The organism is Pseudomonas sp. Tul2A7 (assembly GCF_054790505.1).
Genome location: NZ_CP186499.1, coordinates 6,608,765 through 6,628,587, shown reverse-complemented (window position 1 = coordinate 6,628,587; position 19,823 = coordinate 6,608,765). Strand labels below are relative to the sequence as shown.

Annotated in this window: 16 protein-coding genes; 8 read left to right on the top strand and 8 right to left on the bottom strand. The window is 59.7% G+C overall.

Annotated elements, in window-relative coordinates; genetic code table 11:
* Positions 1-275 precede the first annotated feature (275 nt).
* Positions 276-971: an HAD-IA family hydrolase gene (locus ACOYXJ_RS29405; protein ID WP_026000652.1), complete on the top strand. Its 696-nt coding sequence runs from the start codon at positions 276-278 to the stop codon at positions 969-971.
* A 74-nt stretch (positions 972-1,045) separates the two neighbouring features.
* On the opposite strand, the gene ACOYXJ_RS29400 is transcribed toward ACOYXJ_RS29405, so the two are convergent.
* Positions 1,046-1,792 carry a 3-oxoacyl-ACP reductase family protein gene (locus ACOYXJ_RS29400; protein WP_460367244.1) on the bottom strand — a complete coding sequence of 249 codons (747 nt, stop codon included), beginning with the start codon at positions 1,790-1,792 and terminating at the stop codon, positions 1,046-1,048.
* A 127-nt stretch (positions 1,793-1,919) separates the two neighbouring features.
* Here ACOYXJ_RS29400 and ACOYXJ_RS29395 point away from each other — a divergent pair, with 127 nt between their 5' ends.
* Entirely contained in the window at positions 1,920-2,846 is a 927-nt protein-coding gene (locus ACOYXJ_RS29395; protein WP_150794511.1) for a LysR family transcriptional regulator, read from the top strand.
* Positions 2,847-2,966: 120 nt separating this feature from the next.
* Here ACOYXJ_RS29395 and ACOYXJ_RS29390 read toward each other — a convergent pair whose 3' ends face one another.
* From ACOYXJ_RS29390 to ACOYXJ_RS29380, 3 genes are all read right to left on the bottom strand, one after another.
* Positions 2,967-3,695 carry an aspartate/glutamate racemase family protein gene (locus ACOYXJ_RS29390; RefSeq protein WP_460367242.1) on the bottom strand — a complete coding sequence of 243 codons (729 nt, stop codon included), beginning with the start codon at positions 3,693-3,695 and terminating at the stop codon, positions 2,967-2,969.
* A 55-nt stretch (positions 3,696-3,750) separates the two neighbouring features.
* Positions 3,751-5,289: an NCS1 family nucleobase:cation symporter-1 gene (locus ACOYXJ_RS29385; protein ID WP_460367240.1), complete on the bottom strand. Its 1,539-nt coding sequence runs from the start codon at positions 5,287-5,289 to the stop codon at positions 3,751-3,753.
* Between the two features lie 573 nt (positions 5,290-5,862).
* The gene (locus tag ACOYXJ_RS29380) at positions 5,863-6,597 is read right to left on the bottom strand and encodes a phosphoadenylyl-sulfate reductase (RefSeq protein ID WP_077571815.1); all 735 of its coding nucleotides are present in this window, start codon (positions 6,595-6,597) and stop codon (positions 5,863-5,865) included.
* A gap of 164 nt (positions 6,598-6,761) precedes the next feature.
* On the opposite strand from ACOYXJ_RS29380, the gene thrH reads away from it, so the two are divergent.
* On the top strand, positions 6,762-7,379 hold the full coding sequence (gene thrH, locus ACOYXJ_RS29375; RefSeq protein WP_007916444.1) for a bifunctional phosphoserine phosphatase/homoserine phosphotransferase ThrH: 618 nt from the start codon (positions 6,762-6,764) through the stop codon (positions 7,377-7,379).
* Between the two features lie 125 nt (positions 7,380-7,504).
* Here thrH and pabB read toward each other — a convergent pair whose 3' ends face one another.
* From pabB to rloA, 4 genes are all read right to left on the bottom strand, one after another.
* Positions 7,505-8,848, bottom strand: a complete 1,344-nt coding sequence (pabB, locus tag ACOYXJ_RS29370) for an aminodeoxychorismate synthase component I (RefSeq protein WP_460367237.1) — start codon at positions 8,846-8,848, stop codon at positions 7,505-7,507.
* A gap of 368 nt (positions 8,849-9,216) precedes the next feature.
* Positions 9,217-10,203 carry an alpha-L-glutamate ligase-like protein gene (locus tag ACOYXJ_RS29365; RefSeq protein ID WP_016983747.1) on the bottom strand — a complete coding sequence of 329 codons (987 nt, stop codon included), beginning with the start codon at positions 10,201-10,203 and terminating at the stop codon, positions 9,217-9,219.
* Entirely contained in the window at positions 10,203-11,738 is a 1,536-nt protein-coding gene (gene rloB / locus ACOYXJ_RS29360) for an osmotic stress tolerance membrane protein RloB (RefSeq protein ID WP_007916437.1), read from the bottom strand. Before rloB ends, ACOYXJ_RS29365 begins: the two co-directional genes overlap by 1 nt.
* 5 nt (positions 11,739-11,743) lie before the next feature.
* On the bottom strand, positions 11,744-12,280 hold the full coding sequence (gene rloA / locus ACOYXJ_RS29355; RefSeq protein WP_016983749.1) for a retropepsin-like aspartic peptidase RloA: 537 nt from the start codon (positions 12,278-12,280) through the stop codon (positions 11,744-11,746).
* A gap of 406 nt (positions 12,281-12,686) precedes the next feature.
* Between rloA and ACOYXJ_RS29350 the strand changes: the two genes are divergently transcribed.
* From ACOYXJ_RS29350 to prpF, 5 genes are all read left to right on the top strand, one after another.
* Positions 12,687-13,409, top strand: coding sequence for a GntR family transcriptional regulator (locus ACOYXJ_RS29350; RefSeq protein WP_172828118.1), 723 nt, complete (start codon positions 12,687-12,689; stop codon positions 13,407-13,409).
* Positions 13,406-14,299: a methylisocitrate lyase gene (gene prpB / locus ACOYXJ_RS29345; protein WP_460367234.1), complete on the top strand. Its 894-nt coding sequence runs from the start codon at positions 13,406-13,408 to the stop codon at positions 14,297-14,299. The genes ACOYXJ_RS29350 and prpB overlap by 4 nt, the downstream gene beginning before the upstream one ends.
* Before the next feature lie 138 nt (positions 14,300-14,437).
* Positions 14,438-15,565 (top strand): bifunctional 2-methylcitrate synthase/citrate synthase, encoded by a 1,128-nt coding sequence (prpC, locus tag ACOYXJ_RS29340; RefSeq protein WP_116032226.1) that lies wholly within the window; start codon positions 14,438-14,440, stop codon positions 15,563-15,565.
* 203 nt (positions 15,566-15,768) lie between these two features.
* Positions 15,769-18,363: a Fe/S-dependent 2-methylisocitrate dehydratase AcnD gene (acnD, locus tag ACOYXJ_RS29335; protein WP_460367231.1), complete on the top strand. Its 2,595-nt coding sequence runs from the start codon at positions 15,769-15,771 to the stop codon at positions 18,361-18,363.
* A gap of 54 nt (positions 18,364-18,417) precedes the next feature.
* Positions 18,418-19,608 carry a 2-methylaconitate cis-trans isomerase PrpF gene (gene prpF, locus ACOYXJ_RS29330; protein WP_460367229.1) on the top strand — a complete coding sequence of 397 codons (1,191 nt, stop codon included), beginning with the start codon at positions 18,418-18,420 and terminating at the stop codon, positions 19,606-19,608.
* The last annotated feature ends 215 nt before the right edge of the window (positions 19,609-19,823 follow it).

Here is a 19,823-nt window from a genome sequence, read left to right as displayed (position 1 = left end):
AGCCAGAAGACGATCGGGTTGAAACATGGGCAGGCACTCGCGCACATGAAGAAAGAGGTGCGCGGACTTTGCGGGGGATCAATCAGGAAAGAAGTCGGGCGAGTAGGCGATGTCTGTAGGATGTTTCGCTAAATACTTGCGAGTCGTTCATCGCTGCAACGGACATTGCCCGTTGCTCAATGTCCGTCGTGCTCGTTATGCTGCTGAACCCTTTAATCAGATCCGAGCAGCGGCGCCACCTGCCGCCTGGGATGTCTTTGTTAACGGATCCGATGATGAATGCACCGCTGAAGGCGTTCGGCCCGATCAAGGCCGTGATTTTCGATATGGACGGTTTGCTGCTGGACACCGAGGGCATTTATACCGAGGTCACCTCGCTGATTGCCCAGCGTTACGGGCGCACCTTCGACTGGAGCGTCAAGCAGAACATCATTGGTCGCGGGGCCAACGATCTGGCCAATTACGTGGTGCAGGCGCTGGATCTGCCGATCACCGCCGAAGAGTTTCTGGTGATCCGCGAGCCGCTAATGCGCGAGCGTTTCCCCACAGCGCAAGCGATGCCCGGTGCCGAGGAACTGATTCGCCATCTCAAGGCGCACAACATCCCGATTGCCGTGGGTACCAGCTCGTCGCGTCAATCTTTCGGCCAGAAAACCACGCTGCACCGCGACTGGTTTGCGTTGTTCGACTTCATCGTCACTGCAGATGATCCGGAAGTCGGCGCGGCCAAACCGGCGCCGGATATCTTCCTCACCGCCGCCCGGCGTCTGGGCGTCGCGCCTGAAGATTGCCTGGTGTTCGAGGATTCGCCGTTTGGCGTGACTGCCGCGAAAGCCGCGGGCATGACGGCCATCGCCATCCCCGATGCCGCCATGGCCGATGAAAAGTACGCACACGCTGACGGGATTCTTCGTACGCTGAAAGCGTTCACGCCAAGTGCCTGTGGCTTGCCGGCGCTGGAATGGGCGTAAACATCTGACACAAAAAAACGCCGCCCCTCGGTAACAAGAGGGGCGGCGTTTTTCGTTCAGTCGGCTCAGATAAATCAGGCGCCGAAACCACCGTCGATGGTCAGGCTGGCACCGGTGATGTAACCGGCTTCCGGGCCTGCCAGGTAGGCGACGAAACTGGCGATTTCTTCGGCTTTACCGTAACGCCCGACGGCCATCAGCGGAATCAGGCTTTCAGCGAAGTCACCGTGCGCCGGGTTCATGTCGGTGTCAACCGGGCCGGGCTGGACGTTGTTGACGGTGATACCGCGTGGGCCGAGGTCGCGGGCCAGACCTTTGGTCAAGCCGACCAGCGCCGATTTGCTCATCGCATACACGCCGCCACCGGCAAAGGGCATGCGGTCGGCGTTGGTGCTGCCGATGTTGATGATTCGCGAACCTTCGCCCATGTGTTTGGCGGCTTCCTGCGAGGCGATGAATACGCTGCGAATGTTGATCGCTACGGTCTGGTCGAAGTCTTCGAGTTTGAATTCTTCCAGTGGAGCAACGGCCAGCACGCCAGCGTTGTTGACCAGAATGTCGAGGCGGCCAAAGGCTTCAACCGTGGCGCCGACCGCGTGGCGGATGGCAGCGGCATCGGCGCTGTCGGCCTTGATCGCCAGGGCTTTGCCGCCGGTGGCGGTGATGCTGTTCTGCAACTCTTCGGCTTTCGCGGTGGAGCTGACGTAAGTGAAGGCTACGGCAGCGCCTTCAGCGGCCAGACGTTTGACGATGGCTGCGCCGATACCACGGGAACCGCCTTGAATCAGAGCGACTTTACCGCTGAGGTGTTGAGTGGTCATGTTCGATCTCCAGAGTGTTCAAGGCGGGAATGCCTTGGTATTGGTGGCGAGTATCGGCGTGGTATCGACAACTGTGTAGACCATGATTGTTATAGTCTGTGTAAACCATAAGTTTATAGTGACGATCATGGAATCCTTCAGCAGCATTGAATGCTTCGTGCGCAGCGCCGAAGTCGGCAGCTTTGCCGAGGCCGCGCGACGCTTGAGTCTGACCCCGGCGGCAGTCGGCAAAAGCGTGGCCAAACTCGAGGTGCGGCTCGGCGTGCGGCTGTTCCAGCGTAGTACACGCAGCCTGACGCTGACCGAGGCCGGGCAACTTTTCCTCGATCAGGTGAGTGGCAGTTTGACGACCATTCAAAATGCCGTGGCCAATCTGTCCAGTGTCGAAGGGCTGCCGGCGGGAACGCTGAAAGTCAGCATGGGCGCAGCATTTGGCTGTCTGCATATCGTGCCGATGCTCGGTGAGTTTCTACGACGATATCCGGCGATCAATCCAGACTGGCACTTCGATAATCGACAGGTCGATCTGATCGCCCAGGGCTTTGATGCGGCCATCGGTGGCGGTTTCGAATTGCCGCAAGGCGTGATCGCACGCAAGTTGAGCCCGGCGCATCGGATATTGGTCGCGTCCACCGACTATTTACTGGCCAATCCCGAGATCATCGAACCGGACGACCTCAGCCATCACGACGGCATTCTGATCCGCTCGCCGCAAACCGGACGCGTGCGTTCCTGGCAATTGACCGGACGTAATCCACAGAATTGTCGGCCGCTGATGCTCAAGGCGCGAATGACCATGAGTGATTCCGAGGCCGCTTGCAGGACGGCGGCACAAGGCTTGGGAATCGCGCTGGTGAGCATGCCGTTTGCGGTGGGCTATCTGGAGGCGGGGACGTTGCAGCGAGTGCTGCCGGACTGGTTTGTTGATGATGGCAATATTTCGATTTACTACGCCGAGCATAAATTGTTGCCGGGCAAGACTCGGGCGTTTGTCGATTATGTGATTGAGCAGTTTGCCGAGAGAGGGTTGGCGCGGTGGTTCAGTGCGATTTGAACAAGGCTTTAGACCGAGTCGCTGCCTTCGCGAGCAGGCTCGCTCCCACATTTGGAATGCATTTCTCCTGTGGGAGCGAGCCTGCTCGCCAATGGAGCGACTCGGTCTCCGATGATGAATTCAGCGGGCAAACCGCCCCGGCCAGCCAGTGATGTTCTTCGGCCGTGGCGTCGCGTAAGTCCGCACTTTCGAGGTTGATAACTTCAGTCGAACCAGCGATTCCGCAATCGTCACCGCCGCCGTCACCCCGTCCACCACCGGCACGCCAGTGCGTCGACGAATCTGCTCATCCAGCCCGGCCATGCCGCCGCAACCCAGGCAGATGACCTCGGCTTTGTCCTGCGTCACCGCCAGTTCAGCCTGATGCACGATGGCTTCCAGTGCGCGCTGCGGTTCGTGCTCCAGCTCCAGAACGGCCAGCCCACTGGCCCGTACCGAGGCACAACGATCCCACAAACCTGACAGTTTCAGCCGATCCTCGATCAGCGGTACGGTGCGATCCAGCGTGGTTACCACTGAGTAGGCATGGCCAAGAAACATCGCCGTACTCGCTGCCGCATCGGTGATGTCCACTACGGGCACATTGAGCAATTCCTGCAAACCTTCACGGCCATGTTCGCCATAACCGGCCTGAATCACCGCATCGAACGGCTGATCGTAGGACATCACCCGATCCATTACCGCAATGGCCGCCAGATAGCTTTCGAAGTTGCCTTCAATCGAATCGGCGCCGAAGTACGGCGTCAAACCGACGATTTCGGTTCCGGGTGAAGCAACAGCCTGCGCCGAACGGGCGATGGCCTCGGTGATGGATTCGGTGGTGTTGACGTTGACCACGAGAATACGCATGGAGAAATCCTTATAGCGGGCAGTTCTGCGGCCCGAAGTCCGGGCCGCGAGGGAGTTAATGGCAGACGTTGTCGACAGCGATCGATTCGCCGCTGACGTCGGCGTAGTGCGGCTGGCGTTTGGCGATGATCAGATAGAGCATTCCGGCGATGCCGGCACCGATCAGCCAGGAGAACGGCGAGACGCTGTGGAAACCGGGAACCAGTGCCAGGACGATGGCGATCAGCGCCGCAGGAATAAACGCCGCCACAGCACGGAAATTGACCCCGTGGCTGTAGTAATAAGCGCCGTTGGGATCTTCGCTGTAGAGCTGCGGTACGTTGATCCGACCTTTGCGGATCAGCCAGTAGTCGACCATGATCACGCCGTACAACGGGCCGAGCAGGGCGCCGAGGCCGGACAGGAAGTACACGATCACCAGCGGGCTGTTGTAGAGATTCCACGGCAGGATCAGCACGGCGATGGTCGCGCTGATCAGCCCGGCGCGGCGGAACGTCAGGTACTTCGGCGCCAGGTTGCTCAGCACGAAGGCCGGGGCGACGAAGTTGGCCATGATGTTCACCGCGACGGTGACAATCAGGAATGCCAGGCAGCCGAGCACCAGGAAGAACGTGTTGGGAATCGAGGCGATGATCTCGGTCGGGCTTTCGATGATCCGTCCATTGATCTGAAATTGCGCACCGCACAGCAGCACGGTAATCGCGGCGAACACCAGAATATTCACCGGCAAACCCCAGAAGTTTCCTACCTTGATGGTCTTGCGGCACGGCGAAGAGCGGGCGAAGTCGCAGAAATTCAGAATCAGCGTGCCGTAGATCGCCAACCACAACGCGCCGCCGGCAAAGATGTTGCGCCACATCTCGCCACCGGTCAGTGGTTCGCGAGTCGACCAGGCGATGGTCGCGTTGGCCTGGAAGTACATCCACGCGGCCAGCGCGGCGACCGTCAGCAAAATCACCGGCCCGGCAAAGGCTTCGTAACGGCGAACCATCTCCATGCCGTAGGCGAGAATCGCCAACTGCACGAACCAGATTGCCACGAAGCACACCCAGCCCAAGGTCGATAGCCCGAGAATCGAATCGTGGTCATATTCGGCGAAGCCGGGATGCACTGCGGTGAGCAGTACACGGAAAACCACCGACGCCAGATACGTCTGAATGCCGAACCAGGCGATGGCGATAACCGCCCGTATCAGTGCAGGAATTTGCGCGCCGTGGATGCCGAAACTGATCCGGCTGATCACCGGAAACGGCACTCCGGTTTTCTGCCCCATGTAACCGGACAGGTTCATGAAGAAATACACCAGCGCCGCGCCGATCCCCAGCGACAGCAGAATCTGCCAGCCACCCAGGCCAAGGGCGTAAAGGCCGATGGCGAACGAGTAGTTAGCAATGTTGTGCACATCGTTGGTCCACAGGGCGAAGATGCTGTATTTGCCCCAGCGCCGACCTTCGGCCTTGGTTGGCGCCAGGTCGCTGTTGTGCAGGCGGGGGCTCAGTTGTAACGGCTCGGTCAGGCCGTCATCGGGTAACGGCTGGTCGAGGGCAGAGGCGGGCAGATTCAGCGCGATGTTGTTGGAGAGACTTGTACGCATTCCGGCAGGCTCCTGATGTGCAGGGCCGCGATGACTGTGCATGAGCCTCAGGCTCGACAAATCTTCGTCGCGGCCAGCAAACATCACTGGTTACGGGGCATCTGCAGCCTGTACGGGATAGGGCGCTTCAGGCTTGCGGATCGAAAGTGTTCATGTTTTGCAGTTTTGTATACAAAACATGTATGCACTAAAGCCAGATTTGTGCCAGTTGCTGATCTATACGCAGCGCTACTCATTTCGAAAAGTTATCGGAGCGTGTTAAGTCTTTGAAAATAAGTGCTTAAAAATTGACCGGTCGAGCAGGTATTTATTTTTGGTGGGGGATTTTGATGGCGGGCGGAGGCGAGGGGTTTTTGGCGGCGATGTAACTTTTCAGGGCGCTGAAAGTAAAAAGTGCACACATAAATGGCACTGATGGTGACATTCGTGTGTACACATTTATTGAGTCGCTAGTGACCTTTGTAGGAGTGAGCCTGCTCGCGATAGCGGTGTATCAGCCAAAAAATTCATCGACTGAGACACCGCTATCGCGAGCAGGCTCACTCCTACAGGGGAAATCAGCGCGGCAGGGAGTTACGCTTTGCTAATGATATTCCCGGCATGCAGCCCGCACTCTTTCTGCGTCGCCTCTTCCCACCACCAGCGACCTTCGCGCTCGTGCTGATTCGGCAGGACAGGGCGGGTGCACGGTTCGCAGCCGATGCTGATAAAGCCGCGTTCATGAAGGCTGTTGTACGGCAGCTCAAGCATGCGGATGTAGCCCCAGATTTCTTCGCTGGTCATCTGCGCCAACGGGTTGAACTTGTATAACGTACGCTCCGGCGTGGAGAACGCGGTGTCGATTTCCATCACCGCCACAGCGCTACGCGTGCCCGGGCTCTGGTCACGGCGCTGGCCGGTGGCCCAGGCTTTGACGCTGGACAGTTTGCGGCGCAGCGGTTCGATCTTGCGGATGCCACAGCATTCGCCGTGGCCGTCCTTGTAGAAACTGAACAGGCCTTTTTCCTTCACGAACGGTTCGAGTTTCGTGTAGTCCGGCGACACCAGCTCGATGTCGATCTTGTAGTGCTCGCGCACCTGATCGATGAAGCGATAGGTCTCCGGGTGCAGGCGGCCGGTGTCGAGGCTGAACACCTTGACGTTCTTGTTGAGCTTCCAGGCCATGTCCACCAGCACCACATCCTCGGCGCCGCTGAAAGATATCCACAAGTCATCGCCGAACTCGGCAAACGCGAGTTTGAGGATGTCTTGCGCGGATTTGTTGGCATAGGTCGTGGCGAGTTCCACGACGTCGAACGTTGCACTCATCAGGGCGGCTTCCTACAGGTCGGTGGCGCTGGGCGCTCTATATGGGGCCGATGGTAACAAAAAGCTGCGAGGCTCGGGGCGCGCTGTGCGTTGCGCGCCTGCTTTTGAGTCGCTAGAGTTCGGCCTCGCTCGACTCAAATAATCAATACAAACGGGAGTGTCTTGTGGAAATTGCTTGCCTGGATCTTGAAGGGGTACTGGTGCCGGAAATCTGGATCGCCTTCGCCGAAAAAACCGGAATCGAATCCCTCAAGGCCACCACCCGGGACATTCCCGATTACGACGTGCTGATGAAACAACGTCTGCGCATCCTCGATGAGCACGGTTTGAAGCTGTCGGACATTCAGGAAGTGATCGCCACGTTGAAGCCGCTGGATGGCGCGGTGGAGTTCGTCAACTGGTTGCGCGAACGCTTTCAGGTGGTGATTCTGTCGGATACGTTCTATGAATTCTCCCAGCCGCTGATGCGCCAGTTGGGCTTCCCGACCTTGCTTTGTCATCGGCTGATCACTGACGAAACCGGGCGGGTGACCAGCTATCAGTTACGTCAGAAAGATCCCAAGCGCCAGTCGGTGCTGGCATTCAAGAGCCTGTATTACCGGGTGATTGCGGCGGGGGATTCGTATAACGACACGACGATGCTGGGCGAGGCGGATGCGGGGATTCTGTTCCATGCACCGGAGAATGTGATTCGCGAGTTTCCGCAGTTTCCCGCGGTGCACACCTTTGCCGAGTTGAAGCAGGAGTTCTTGAAGGCCTCAAACCGCGACCTCAGCCTGTAAACCCAACCACCTGACGATCGTTCCCATGCTCTGCGTGGGAATGCCTCAATGGACGCTCCGCGTCCGCTTGGGACGCGGAGCGTCCCGGGCTGCATTCCCACGCGGAGCGTGGGAACGATCATTACTCAGAGGTTCTGCAGGGTTTCGAGGAGGATTCTGACTTTGGTAATCGACTCCTGATACTCCGCCTGCCAGTCCGAATCCGCGACAATCCCGCCACCGCCCCAGCAGCACACCTGCCCATCCTTGACCAACAGACTGCGAATCGCGATGGAGCTGTCCATCTCGCCACGCACGTCCAGATACAGCAACGAGCCGCAATAAAGGCCGCGCCGGGTCGGTTCCAGCTCATCAATGATCTGCATCGCGCGAATCTTCGGCGCGCCGGTGATCGAGCCGCCGGGGAAACTACCGGCGATCAGATTCAGTGCATCTTGATCCTTGGCCAGTTCACCGGTGACGCTGCTGACCAGGTGATGCACGTTCGGATAGCTTTCCAGGCTGAACAGCTCCGGCACCCGCACCGAACCGATGCGGCAAGTGCGCCCGAGGTCGTTGCGCAGCAGGTCGACGATCATCAGGTTTTCTGCGCGATCCTTGGGGCTGGCCAGCAGTTCGGCGGCGTTGGCGGCATCTTCGGCGGGTGTCAGACCACGCGGGCGGGTGCCTTTGATCGGGCGGGTTTCCACCTGACGCTGGCTGACTTTGACGAAGCGCTCCGGCGACAGGCTCAGCACTGCGCCGCCGTCGGGCAGGCTCTGGAAACCGGAGAACGGTGTCGGGCAGGCTTCGCGCAATTTGCAGTAAGCCAGCCATGGGTCGCCCTGGCACGAAGCGCGGAAGCGTTGGGCGAAGTTGACCTGATAGCAGTCGCCGGCCTGGATGTAATGCTGAATGCGTTCGAAGGCTTGGCGGTAATCGTCGGCCGAGAGGTCGGCGGTCATCGGGGCGTTCAGTTTGAACGGGGTCAGCGCATCAGCATGTGGCTGAGTGAATAACGCAATCAGGCGTTGTTTCTCGCCGTCGATCACGGACGGGTGGAAGACCAATTGGCTGGTGGCCATCTGGTGATCGCTGATCAGTGCCCAGGCGTACAGGCCAAAACGCGCATCCGGCAATTGCAGATCATCGCGCGCCTGACTCGGCAGGTTTTCGAGATGTCGGCCGAAGTCGTAGCTCAGATAGCCGATCAAGCCGCCAGCGAATGGCAGCTCGAAACCCATTGGCAATTCAGCCTCGCCCAAGCGACTGAGATTATCGCGCAGACGTTGCAGGAAAAAACTGCCGCTCTCATCCGGCAACACCGCCAGTTGTTCCAGCGGCCAGGCGCTGAGCAGGTCATATCGGCCACGGTCGGCACTCGGCCGGCCGCTGTCGAGCAGCACGGCGCCGGGGGCGTTGCGGATGGCCGCGAAGTAGTCGGCGGGATTGGCGCGGTAGGGCAGCGGGTGTACGGAGCAGGTCAACATGGGCGGGGCAGATCGGCCGTTGAGGCGGGGAGGGGATTGTAGTCCTCTCTCGGCTGTCAGATCAAAATCAAAAGCCTACCCCCTCACCCCAGCCCTCTCCCCCAAGGGGGCGAGGGGGAAAGGGAGCAGATCGGGGGCTTTTCAAAACTTGGGTTCGGCTCGATATCTTGGGGATGGAGCCGATCTGCATGCTTTTCAAGGCCAGGTTTCGGCTCGATATCTTGGGGAAAGGGCGCCGATCGTCATGCTTTTCAAGGCCTGAGTTCGACTCAAGACTTTCAAGTCGGCGTAGCTCTAATATCCACCTCGGTCAGTCCACTCTCCCTCTGGGAGAGGGCTAGGGTGAGGGGCTTTTAGCTTTTCAGCTCTTAGCCCTCGACAGCAGGAATATGCCCAAACATTTCCTGAGTAAACGCCACGCGCTCTTCAACCGTCTCCGTCACCCCACGCGCCTTCAGCTCTTCCAGCCGCGCTTCAACCGCGTGCGTGCGCAACGTCAGCCCACAATCGTTGGCGATCTGAATATTCAGCCCCGGCCGAGCATTCAGCTCCAGAATCAGCGGGCCTTTCTCCTGATCCAGCACCATATCAACGCCGATATAGCCCAACCCGCACAGCTCATAGCAGCCAGCGGCAAGTTTCATGAAACCGTCCCAGTAGGGCAGTTGCACGCCGTCCACCGCGTTGGTGGTGTCGGGGTGTTTGGTGATGATGTTGTTCAGCCAGGTGCCGCGCAACGTCAAACCGGTGGCCAGATCGACACCGACGCCAATCGCGCCCTGGTGCAGGTTGGCCTTGCCGCCGGACTGCCGGGTTGGCAGGCGTAGCATCGCCATCACCGGATAACCCATCAGCACAATGATGCGGATGTCCGGTACGCCTTCGTAGCTGATGCTCTTGAAGATCTGATCCGGGGTCACCCGGTATTCGATCAGCGCGCGGTCACGGTGGCCGCCCAGCGAATACAGGCCAGTGAGGATGCTCGAGATGTGATGCTCCAGCTCTTCATGGGCAAGGATTTTGCCCGACACCGTGCGATAGCGACCCTCGAAACGGTCGGCGATGACGATGATGCCGTCACCGCCAGCACCCTGCGCCGGTTTGATCACAAAGTCGCTGCGCCCGCCGATGATCTCGCCGAGTTTGTCGATTTCCTTCTCGGTGGAGATCACGCCATACAGTTCGGGCACGTGAATGCCGGCCTCGATCGCGCGTTCCTTAGTGATGATCTTGTCATCGACGATCGGGTACAGGCTGCGCTTGTTGTACTTGAGCACGTAGTCGGCGTTGCGTCGATTGATGCCCATGATGCCCCGCGCCTCGAGGGCCTTCCAGGTCTTCCAGAAACCGAACATCAGGCGTCAGCCTTCTTCAGGAAAGCCTTGAAACGCACCAGTTCAGTCAGGCGGTAGCCGCGATAACGACCCATCGCCAACATGAAGCCGACCAGAATCAGCAGGATCGCCGGGAAGGTAAACACGAAGTAAACCAGCTCAGGCACGGTCATGATCAGGTGCGCCAGGGAAGCGGCGAACAGCGTACCAATCGCGACTTTCATCGCATGGCTGGCGCCGCGCTCTTCCCAAGTGATCGACAGGCGTTCGATGGTCATGGTCAGAATCACCATCGGGAACAGCGCCACCGACAAGCCGCGCTCCAGGCCGAGCTTATGACTGAACAGGCTGATCGCCGCGATCAACACCACGACAAAGGTCAATACCACCGAGAGTCGCGGCAGCATTTGCAGCTTCAGGTGTTCCAGATACGAACGTAATGACAGGCCCAGCGCGGTGATCACGGTAAACAGCAGAATGCCGAAGCCCAGCTGCGTTTCGCGGAAGGCGAGGGCGATCAACACCGGGGTGAACGTGCCGAGCGTCTGCAGGCCGATCAGGTTGCGCAGGATCAGAATCACCAGCACGCCAATCGGGATCATCACCATGATCATGAACGTTTGCTGAGTCTGCAGCGGCAGGCCGTACAGCGAGTATTCGAGGAAGTTGGCGTCGGTGTTCTCGTCGGTCAGCTTGGCCAGACGAATCGCGTTCATCTCGCTGTTGTTCAGGCTGAAGGTCACGTTGGCTTTTTTGCCGCCGTCGACGGTGATCAGGTTTTCATCGCCGGTCCACCACAGCAGGCGGTCGGTCGGCAGGCCTTGCTCGCCGGTTTCCGGGTTGAAATACAGCCAGTCGTTGCCGTTGAAGCTGCGCAGCCACAGTTCAGGCGTTTGTGGCTGATCGGCGACGAGGCGGATGGTGTGGACTTTTTCCACCGGCACGTGGGCGATGGACAGCAGCAGCTCGACGATTTTGGCTTTGTGCGGTGTCGACGGATCGCCGGCCAGCAGCAGTTTCACGTTGTCATCGTTGACGTTGTTGACGCGTTTGATCGCCTCGCCAATAAACGTTTCGACGTCGGCGGAATGCTGGCGGATCGGCGCGAGCAGTGCTTCGGCGGCGATTTTCTCCGGGCCTTCGATGACCATGCTGTCGCGGAAGGTCGGGCCTTTGATCTTGGACTTTTCCGCGGTGTAACGCTTGGTCAGCACCAGACGGTAATAAAGCGTCTGATTCCCTTTGGCCCGGCGCGCCGACCAGGTGACCTTGCGGTTGCCGTCGACGCGGTTCACGGCCACGCCGTAATTATTGGAGATAAAGCTCTCGTTGAGGCTGACGTAATCGCGGCTCAACGGTGGCACGAACATCTGGATCTTCACCGGATCCTTGGTGCTGGCGACGAATTCGACCTTGGCGTCGATGTTCCACAAGTCGTCGGTCGCATCTTCGGTCACCGGGATGCCGAGCACGAAAATCTGATAGGCCGTAACCGAAACGCCCAGGAGCACCAGAATGGTGATCAGGATTTTCAGGTGGAAGGTTAGAGAACGCATGGAAATTACTCGGCGGTATGAGCGGCGATGGTGCAGGCGGGTTTGCCGGCAGCGTATTTAAGACTGGGGTCGACCAGCGCGTCGAAGCGTTTCAGCGCCTCGGAGCCAATCAAAAGCGGATATTGGAACGCACTTCGGTCGGTCAGGTTCACTTCGATGCTGCGCATCGCTGATCCCATGCAGATATCCAGCTCGATCACCGGACGGGCGGTGTACTTCTTGCCTTCTTCCGGGTCGTAGTCGCCGGCGCGGCGCTTGATCTTGCTGACCCGCGCCAGCGGCCGTTCGATCGGGTGCGAATGCGCGGCGTCGATGGCCAGGTAGAAACGCACCCAGGACTCACCGTTGCGTTTGAAGCGTTTGATGTCGCGGGCACTCAGCGAGGCGGTTTTCGCGCCGGTGTCGAGTTTCGCCGCGACTTCGAGATTGATGCCGTCAAGCGAAGCGTATTCGTTGAGGCCGTACACGGTTTTTTCCCCCGCGGCGGCGAGGCCGGGCAGGCAAAACAGGGCAAAGAATGTGGGAAAAGGCTTGAGTCTCATAAATCCTGGTGCGCAGCGTTCCGTTTTCGGTTCAGGTCCTTGGCAAAACTTGCGCAAGGCCCTTCGTGTGCCTGGCAGCTTTATATGACAAGCCGTACAAATGGCCAGCAAATGCGGGCGGCATTCTAGCACGGTGGGTTTATGGCGCCAGCGCCGGGGCCGGTCTATAACCCTTGGGATTCCCTGTGGGAGCGAGCCTGCTCGCGAAGGCGGTGCGTCATCCCAAGCAGATGCTGACTGACACTACGCTTTCGCGAGCAGACTCGCTCCCACAGGGATTAATCGACCAATGGAAGATTGCCTACGGTTATTAGACGATTGTCGACAATACCTATTTATCCTTTGACTGATGCGGGCGAATTGGCTAGTTTTTGCCGCATTGGATTTAAAGGTGTCGACAATCATGCTGGATCAACTCGATCCCCCGGTCATCAGCGGCGACGATTCCGAGACACTTTCGGAAAACGTCTTCCGGCGCATTCAGGCGGCCATCGTCAAAGGCGAGATCGCCCCGGGCAGCAAAATCTCCGAGCCGGAGCTGGCGCGCACTTACGGCATCAGCCGTGGGCCGTTGCGTGAGGCCATCCATCGGCTCGAAGGCCAGCGTCTGCTGGTGCGTGTACCGCACGTCGGTGCACGGGTGGTCTCGCTCAGCCATGCCGAATTGCTCGAACTCTACGAAATCCGCGAATCCCTCGAAGGCATGGCCTGCCGTTTGGCGGCCGAACGCATGAGCGTCGAAGAAATCGACGAACTGCGCCGGGTGCTGGAAACCCACGAGCGCGACGCGGCGTTTCAGGCCGGCGTCGGCTACTACCAGCAAGAAGGCGATTTCGACTTTCACTACCGGATCATCCAGGGCAGCGGCAACCGTACGCTGACGCAGATGCTCTGCGGCGAGCTGTATCAACTGGTGCGCATGTACCGCATCCAGTTTTCCACCACGCCGAACCGCCCGCGCCAGGCCTTTGCCGAACACCACCGGATTCTCGATGCCATCGCCGACCGTGACGGCGAACTCGCGGAATTGTTGATGCGCCGTCACATCGGCGCCTCGAAACGCAACATCGCCCGTCATTACCAGGACGGCGCCCACAATAAGACAGCCACTGAACGAGGTGAGTCATGAGTTCCAAGCACAGCACTCCAGGCCAGCGTTTCCGCGATGCGGTCGTCAGCGAGCACCCCTTGCAAGTGGTCGGCGCGATCAACGCCAACCACGCGCTGCTGGCCAAGCGCGCCGGTTTCAAGGCGATCTACCTGTCCGGTGGCGGGGTGGCCGCAGGCTCGCTCGGGGTGCCGGATCTGGGCATCACCGGTCTGGATGACGTGCTGACCGACGTGCGCCGCATCACCGACGTTTGCGATCTGCCGCTGCTGGTCGACGTCGACACCGGTTTTGGTTCGTCGGCGTTCAACGTCGCGCGCACGGTCAAGTCGATGATCAAGTTCGGCGCGGCGGCGATTCACATTGAGGATCAGGTCGGCGCCAAGCGCTGCGGCCACCGTCCGAATAAAGAGATCGTCAGCCAGCAGGAAATGATCGACCGCATCAAAGCCGCCGTCGATGCCCGCACCGATGACAGCTTCGTGATCATGGCGCGTACCGATGCGCTGGCGGTGGAAGGTCTGGAATCGGCACTCGATCGCGCGGCGGCGTGCATCGAGGCCGGTGCCGACATGATTTTCCCGGAAGCGATCACTGAGCTGGAAATGTACAAGCTGTTCGCCAACCGCGTGAAAGCGCCGATTCTGGCCAACATCACCGAGTTCGGTGCGACGCCGCTGTACACCACCGAGCAACTGGCCGGCGCTGACGTGTCGCTGGTGCTGTATCCGCTGTCGGCGTTCCGTGCGATGAACAAAGCTGCGGAAAACGTCTACACGGCGATCCGCCGTGACGGCACGCAACAGAATGTCATCGACACCATGCAGACTCGCATGGAGCTTTACGATCGCATCGATTACCACACCTTCGAGCAGAAGCTCGATGCGTTGTTTGCACAAAAGAAAGGCTGAACAAGACCCCTGTGGGAGCGAGCCTGCTCGCGAAAGCGGTGGATCAGGCTATATCAAAGTGACTGACACGACGCTTTCGCGAGCAGGCTCGCTCCCACAAGTTTTCCCCATACAAATTCAAGAAGATTGGAGAACACAATGGCCGAAGCAAAAGTACTCAGTGGCGCCGGGCTCCGTGGCCAGGTTGCCGGGCAAACCGCACTGTCCACCGTGGGCCAGGCCGGTGCCGGGCTGACCTATCGCGGCTACGACGTGCGCGAACTGGCAGCCGATGCACAATTTGAAGAAGTCGCGTATCTGCTGCTGTACGGCGAGCTGCCGACTCAAGCGCAACTCGACGAATACCAAGGCAAACTGAGCAAGCTGCGCGACCTGCCGCAAGCGCTGAAAGAGGTGCTCGAACGCATCCCCGCCGACGCCCACCCGATGGACGTGATGCGCACCGGTTGCTCGTTCCTTGGCAACCTCGAACCGGAGAAAGACTTCTCCGAGCAGCGCGACAAGACCGACCGCCTGCTCGCCGCGTTCCCGGCGATCATGTGCTACTGGTATCGCTTCAGCCACGACGGCAAACGCATCAATTGCGTCAGCGACGAGCCGACCATCGGCGGCCACTTCCTGCACCTGCTGCACGACAAGAAGCCAAGCGAACTGCACGTCAAAGTGATGAACGTTTCGCTGATCCTTTACGCCGAGCACGAATTCAACGCCTCGACCTTCACCGCACGGGTTTGCGCATCGACCCTGTCCGATCTGTATTCCTGCGTAACAGCCGCTATTGGTTCGCTGCGCGGCCCGTTGCACGGCGGCGCCAACGAAGCGGCGATGGAAATGATCGAGCGCTTCTCGTCGCCGGAAGAGGCGATCAAAGGCACCCTCGGCATGCTCGAGCGCAAGGACAAGATCATGGGCTTCGGCCACGCGATCTATAAGGACAGCGATCCGCGCAATGAGGTGATCAAGGGCTGGTCGAAAAAACTCGCGGATGAAGTCGGCGACAAGGTGCTGTTCCCGGTTTCCGAAGCCATCGACAAGACCATGTGGGAGCAGAAAAAACTCTTCCCTAACGCCGATTTCTACCATGCCTCGGCGTACCACTTCATGGGCATCCCGACCAAGCTGTTCACACCGATCTTCGTCTGCTCGCGCCTGACTGGCTGGGCTGCGCATGTGTTCGAGCAGCGCGCCAACAACCGCATCATCCGTCCAAGCGCCGAATACGTCGGCGTCGAACAGCGCAAGTTCGTGCCAATCGAACGTCGCTGAAATGGTGGGCTGACCCGATCCCGAAAGCCACCGCAAAACCCTGTAGGAGTGAGCCTGCTCGCGATGATGGACTGACATTCAACATTGATGTCGACTGATCTACCGCTATCGCGAGCAGGCTCACTCCTACAAGGGGCGGTGTGAATTTCGAGGTTGGTGCCAGGCCCACCCTTTGAAACCACCGTGACCCGAGTCCTGACCCGATGAACACAGAATTCCGCAAAACCCTGCCCGGCAGCCCTCTGGATTATTTCGACGCCCGCGCGGCTGTCGAAGCGATTCAGCCCGGCAGTTACGACACCCTGCCGTACACCTCCCGCGTGCTGGCGGAAAACCTCGTGCGTCGCTGCGACCCGGCCACGCTCACCGACTCCCTGAAGCAAATGATCGAACGCAAACGCGACCTCGACTTCCCGTGGTTCCCGGCGCGCGTGGTGTGTCACGACATTCTCGGTCAGACCGCACTGGTCGACCTCGCCGGCCTGCGCGACGCGATCGCCTTGCAGGGCGGTGACCCGGCGCAAGTCAACCCGGTGGTGCCGACGCAATTGATCGTCGACCACTCGCTGGCGGTGGAGGCGGGCGGTTTCGACAAGCAGGCGTTCGAGAAGAACCGCGCCATCGAGGACCGCCGCAATGAAGACCGTTTCCACTTCATCAACTGGACCAAAAAGGCCTTCAAGAACGTCGATGTGATCCCGCCGGGCAACGGCATCATGCACCAGATCAACCTGGAGAAAATGTCTCCGGTGATCCAGGTGCGCGAAGGCGTGGCATTCCCCGACACTTGCGTTGGCACCGACAGCCACACCCCGCACGTCGATGCCTTGGGCGTGATCGCCATCGGTGTCGGCGGCCTCGAAGCCGAGAGCGTGATGCTCGGTCGCGCGTCGTGGATGCGTCTGCCGGAAAGCGTCGGTGTTGAACTGACCGGCAAGCTGCAACCGGGCATCACCGCCACCGACATGGTGCTGGCGCTGACCGAATACCTGCGCAAACAGAAAGTCGTCGGCGCATGGCTGGAGTTCTTCGGCGAAGGCGCGGCGGCGCTGACCCTCGGCGACCGCGCGACCATCTCCAACATGGCCCCGGAATACGGCGCCACGGCGGCGATGTTCTACATCGACCAGCAAACCATCGATTACCTGAAACTCACTGGCCGCGAAGACCAGCAAGTGCAGTTGGTCGAGCAATACGCCAAGCTGACCGGCCTGTGGGCCGACAGCCTGAAAGGCGCGCAATACGAGCGCGGCCTGACCTTCGACCTGTCGTCGGTCGTGCGCAACATGGCCGGCCCGAGCAACCCGCACGCCCGCGTCGCGGTGGCGGATCTGGCAGCCAAAGGCATTTCCGGCCAGTGGGATGACGTGCCGGGACAAATGCCCGACGGCGCGGTGATCATCGCCGCCATCACCAGTTGCACCAACACCAGCAACCCGCGCAACGTGATTGCTGCCGGCCTGCTGGCGCGCAACGCCAACAAACTCGGCCTGACCCGCAAGCCGTGGGTGAAATCCTCGCTGGCACCGGGTTCGAAAACCGTCGCGCTGTACCTCGACGAAGCGGGACTAACCACGGAACTGGAACAGCTCGGTTTCGGCGTCGTCGCCTTCGCCTGCACCACCTGCAACGGCATGTCCGGTGCCCTTGATCCGGTGATCCAGCAAGAGATCATCGACCGCGATCTGTATGCCACCGCCGTGCTTTCCGGTAACCGCAACTTCGACGGACGCATCCACCCGTACGCCAAGCAAGCGTTCCTCGCATCGCCGCCACTGGTGGTCGCGTACGCCATCGCCGGGACCATCCGTTTCGATATCGAGAAAGATGTCTTGGGCGTGGTCGACGGCAAGGAAATTCGCCTGAAAGACATCTGGCCGAGCGACGAAGAAATCGACGCCGTGGTGAAATCTTCGGTCAAGCCTGAGCAGTTCCGTCAGGTCTACATTCCGATGTTTGCCGTTCACGAGGACACCGGGCCGAAAGTCACGCCGCTGTACGACTGGCGCGAGATGAGCACCTACATCCGCCGTCCGCCGTACTGGGAAGGCGCGCTGGCCGGCGCCCGTCCGCTTAAGGGCATGCGCCCGCTGGCGGTGCTGCCGGACAACATCACCACCGATCACCTGTCGCCATCCAACGCGATCATGCTCGACAGCGCCGCCGGCGAATACCTGGCGAAAATGGGCCTGCCGGAAGAGGACTTCAACTCGTACGCCACGCACCGTGGCGACCACTTGACCGCGCAGCGTGCAACGTTTGCCAACCCGAAACTGTTCAATGAAATGGTCGTGGAAAACGGCAAGGTCAAACAGGGTTCGCTGGCCCGTGTCGAGCCGGAAGGCAAAGTCATGCGTATGTGGGAAGCCATCGAAACCTACATGGAACGCAAGCAGCCGCTGATCATCATTGCCGGCGCCGATTACGGTCAGGGTTCGTCCCGTGACTGGGCGGCGAAAGGCGTGCGCCTGGCCGGTGTCGAAGCGATTGCCGCTGAAGGTTTCGAGCGCATTCACCGCACCAACCTGGTGGGCATGGGCGTGTTGCCGCTGGAGTTCAAGCCAGGCACCGACCGTCACACCCTGGCCATCGACGGCAGCGAAACCTACGACGTGATCGGCGAGCGCAAACCGCGTGCGGATCTGACGCTGGTGATTCACCGCAAGAACGGCGAGCGCGTTGACGTGCCGGTGACTTGCCGTCTGGATACCGCTGAAGAAGTGTCGATCTACGAGGCCGGCGGTGTGTTGCAACGCTTCGCTCAGGACTTCCTTGAAGAGTCGGCGGTTGCCGTTTAAATCAACTCATGTGGGCAGGGGATTTTAAGTCCCGTGCCCTCGGTAAGGAGCATCATGGCTCACGCACCACAAATAAAGATCCCCGCCACCTACATGCGCGGCGGCACCAGCAAAGGCGTGTTTTTCAGCCTCAAGGACCTGCCCGAAGCGGCGCAGATTCCCGGCCCGGTTCGCGACGCTTTATTGCTGCGCGTGATCGGCAGTCCTGACCCCTACGACAAACAAATCGACGGCATGGGCGGCGCGACATCGAGCACCAGCAAAACCGTGATCCTGTCGAAAAGCATCAAGGCTGATCACGACGTCGATTACCTTTTCGGCCAGGTCTCCATCGACAAGCCGTTCGTGGACTGGAGCGGCAACTGCGGCAACCTCTCGGCAGCGGTCGGTTCGTTTGCCATCAGCAACGGTCTGGTCGAGGCCAGCCGCATTCCGCACAACGGTGTCGCGGTGGTGCGCGTGTGGCAGGCCAACATCGGCAAAACGATTATTGCCCACGTGCCAATCACCAACGGTGAAGTGCAGGAAACCGGTGATTTCGAACTCGACGGCGTGACCTTTCCGGCGGCTGAAGTGCAGGTTGAATTCATGGATCCGGCGGCGGAAGAAGAGGGCGGCGGTGGTTCGATGTTTCCCACTGGCAACCTGATCGATGAGCTGGAAGTGCCGGGTGTTGGTACGTTCAAGGCGACCATGATCAATGCCGGAATCCCAACGATTTTCGTCAATGCCGAAGACATCGGTTACACCGGCACCGAGCTGCAAAGTGCGATCAACAGCGACCCGAAAGCGTTGCAGATGTTCGAGACGATTCGGGCTTATGGCGCGTTGCGCATGGGGCTGATATCGAATCTGGATGAAGCGGCCAAGCGGCAGCACACGCCGAAAGTTGCGTTCGTTGCCAAGCCTGCGGATTACGTGGCCTCCAGTGGCAAAACGGTTGGCGCTGGTGACATCGATTTGCTGGTGCGGGCGTTGTCGATGGGCAAGTTGCACCACGCGATGATGGGCACGGCGGCGGTGGCGATTGGTACTGCGGCGGCTATTTCCGGCACGTTGGTAAACCTTGCGGCCGGTGGCGTTGAACGGAATGCTGTGCGTTTCGGGCATCCGTCCGGGACGTTGCGCGTTGGCGCTGAAGCCAGTCTGGAAAACGGCGAGTGGGTGGTGAAGAAAGCCATCATGAGCCGTAGCGCGCGTGTCCTGATGGAAGGTTACGTGCGCATTCCCGGAGATTCCTTCTGATCCGAGAGCTTTTACCCTCACCCCAGCCCTCTCCCAAAGGGAGAGGGGGCCGACCGAGGTGTCTGGGGTTGTACATCGACCTGAGAGATTGAGTCGATTATGGATTTTGAGCGCCGACCGAGGTGTCGGGGATGTTCATCGATCTAATCGATTATGGATTCCGTGGAGATCGTTCACGTCGGTGCACCTCTACAGCATCCCCCAATCGGTTCCCT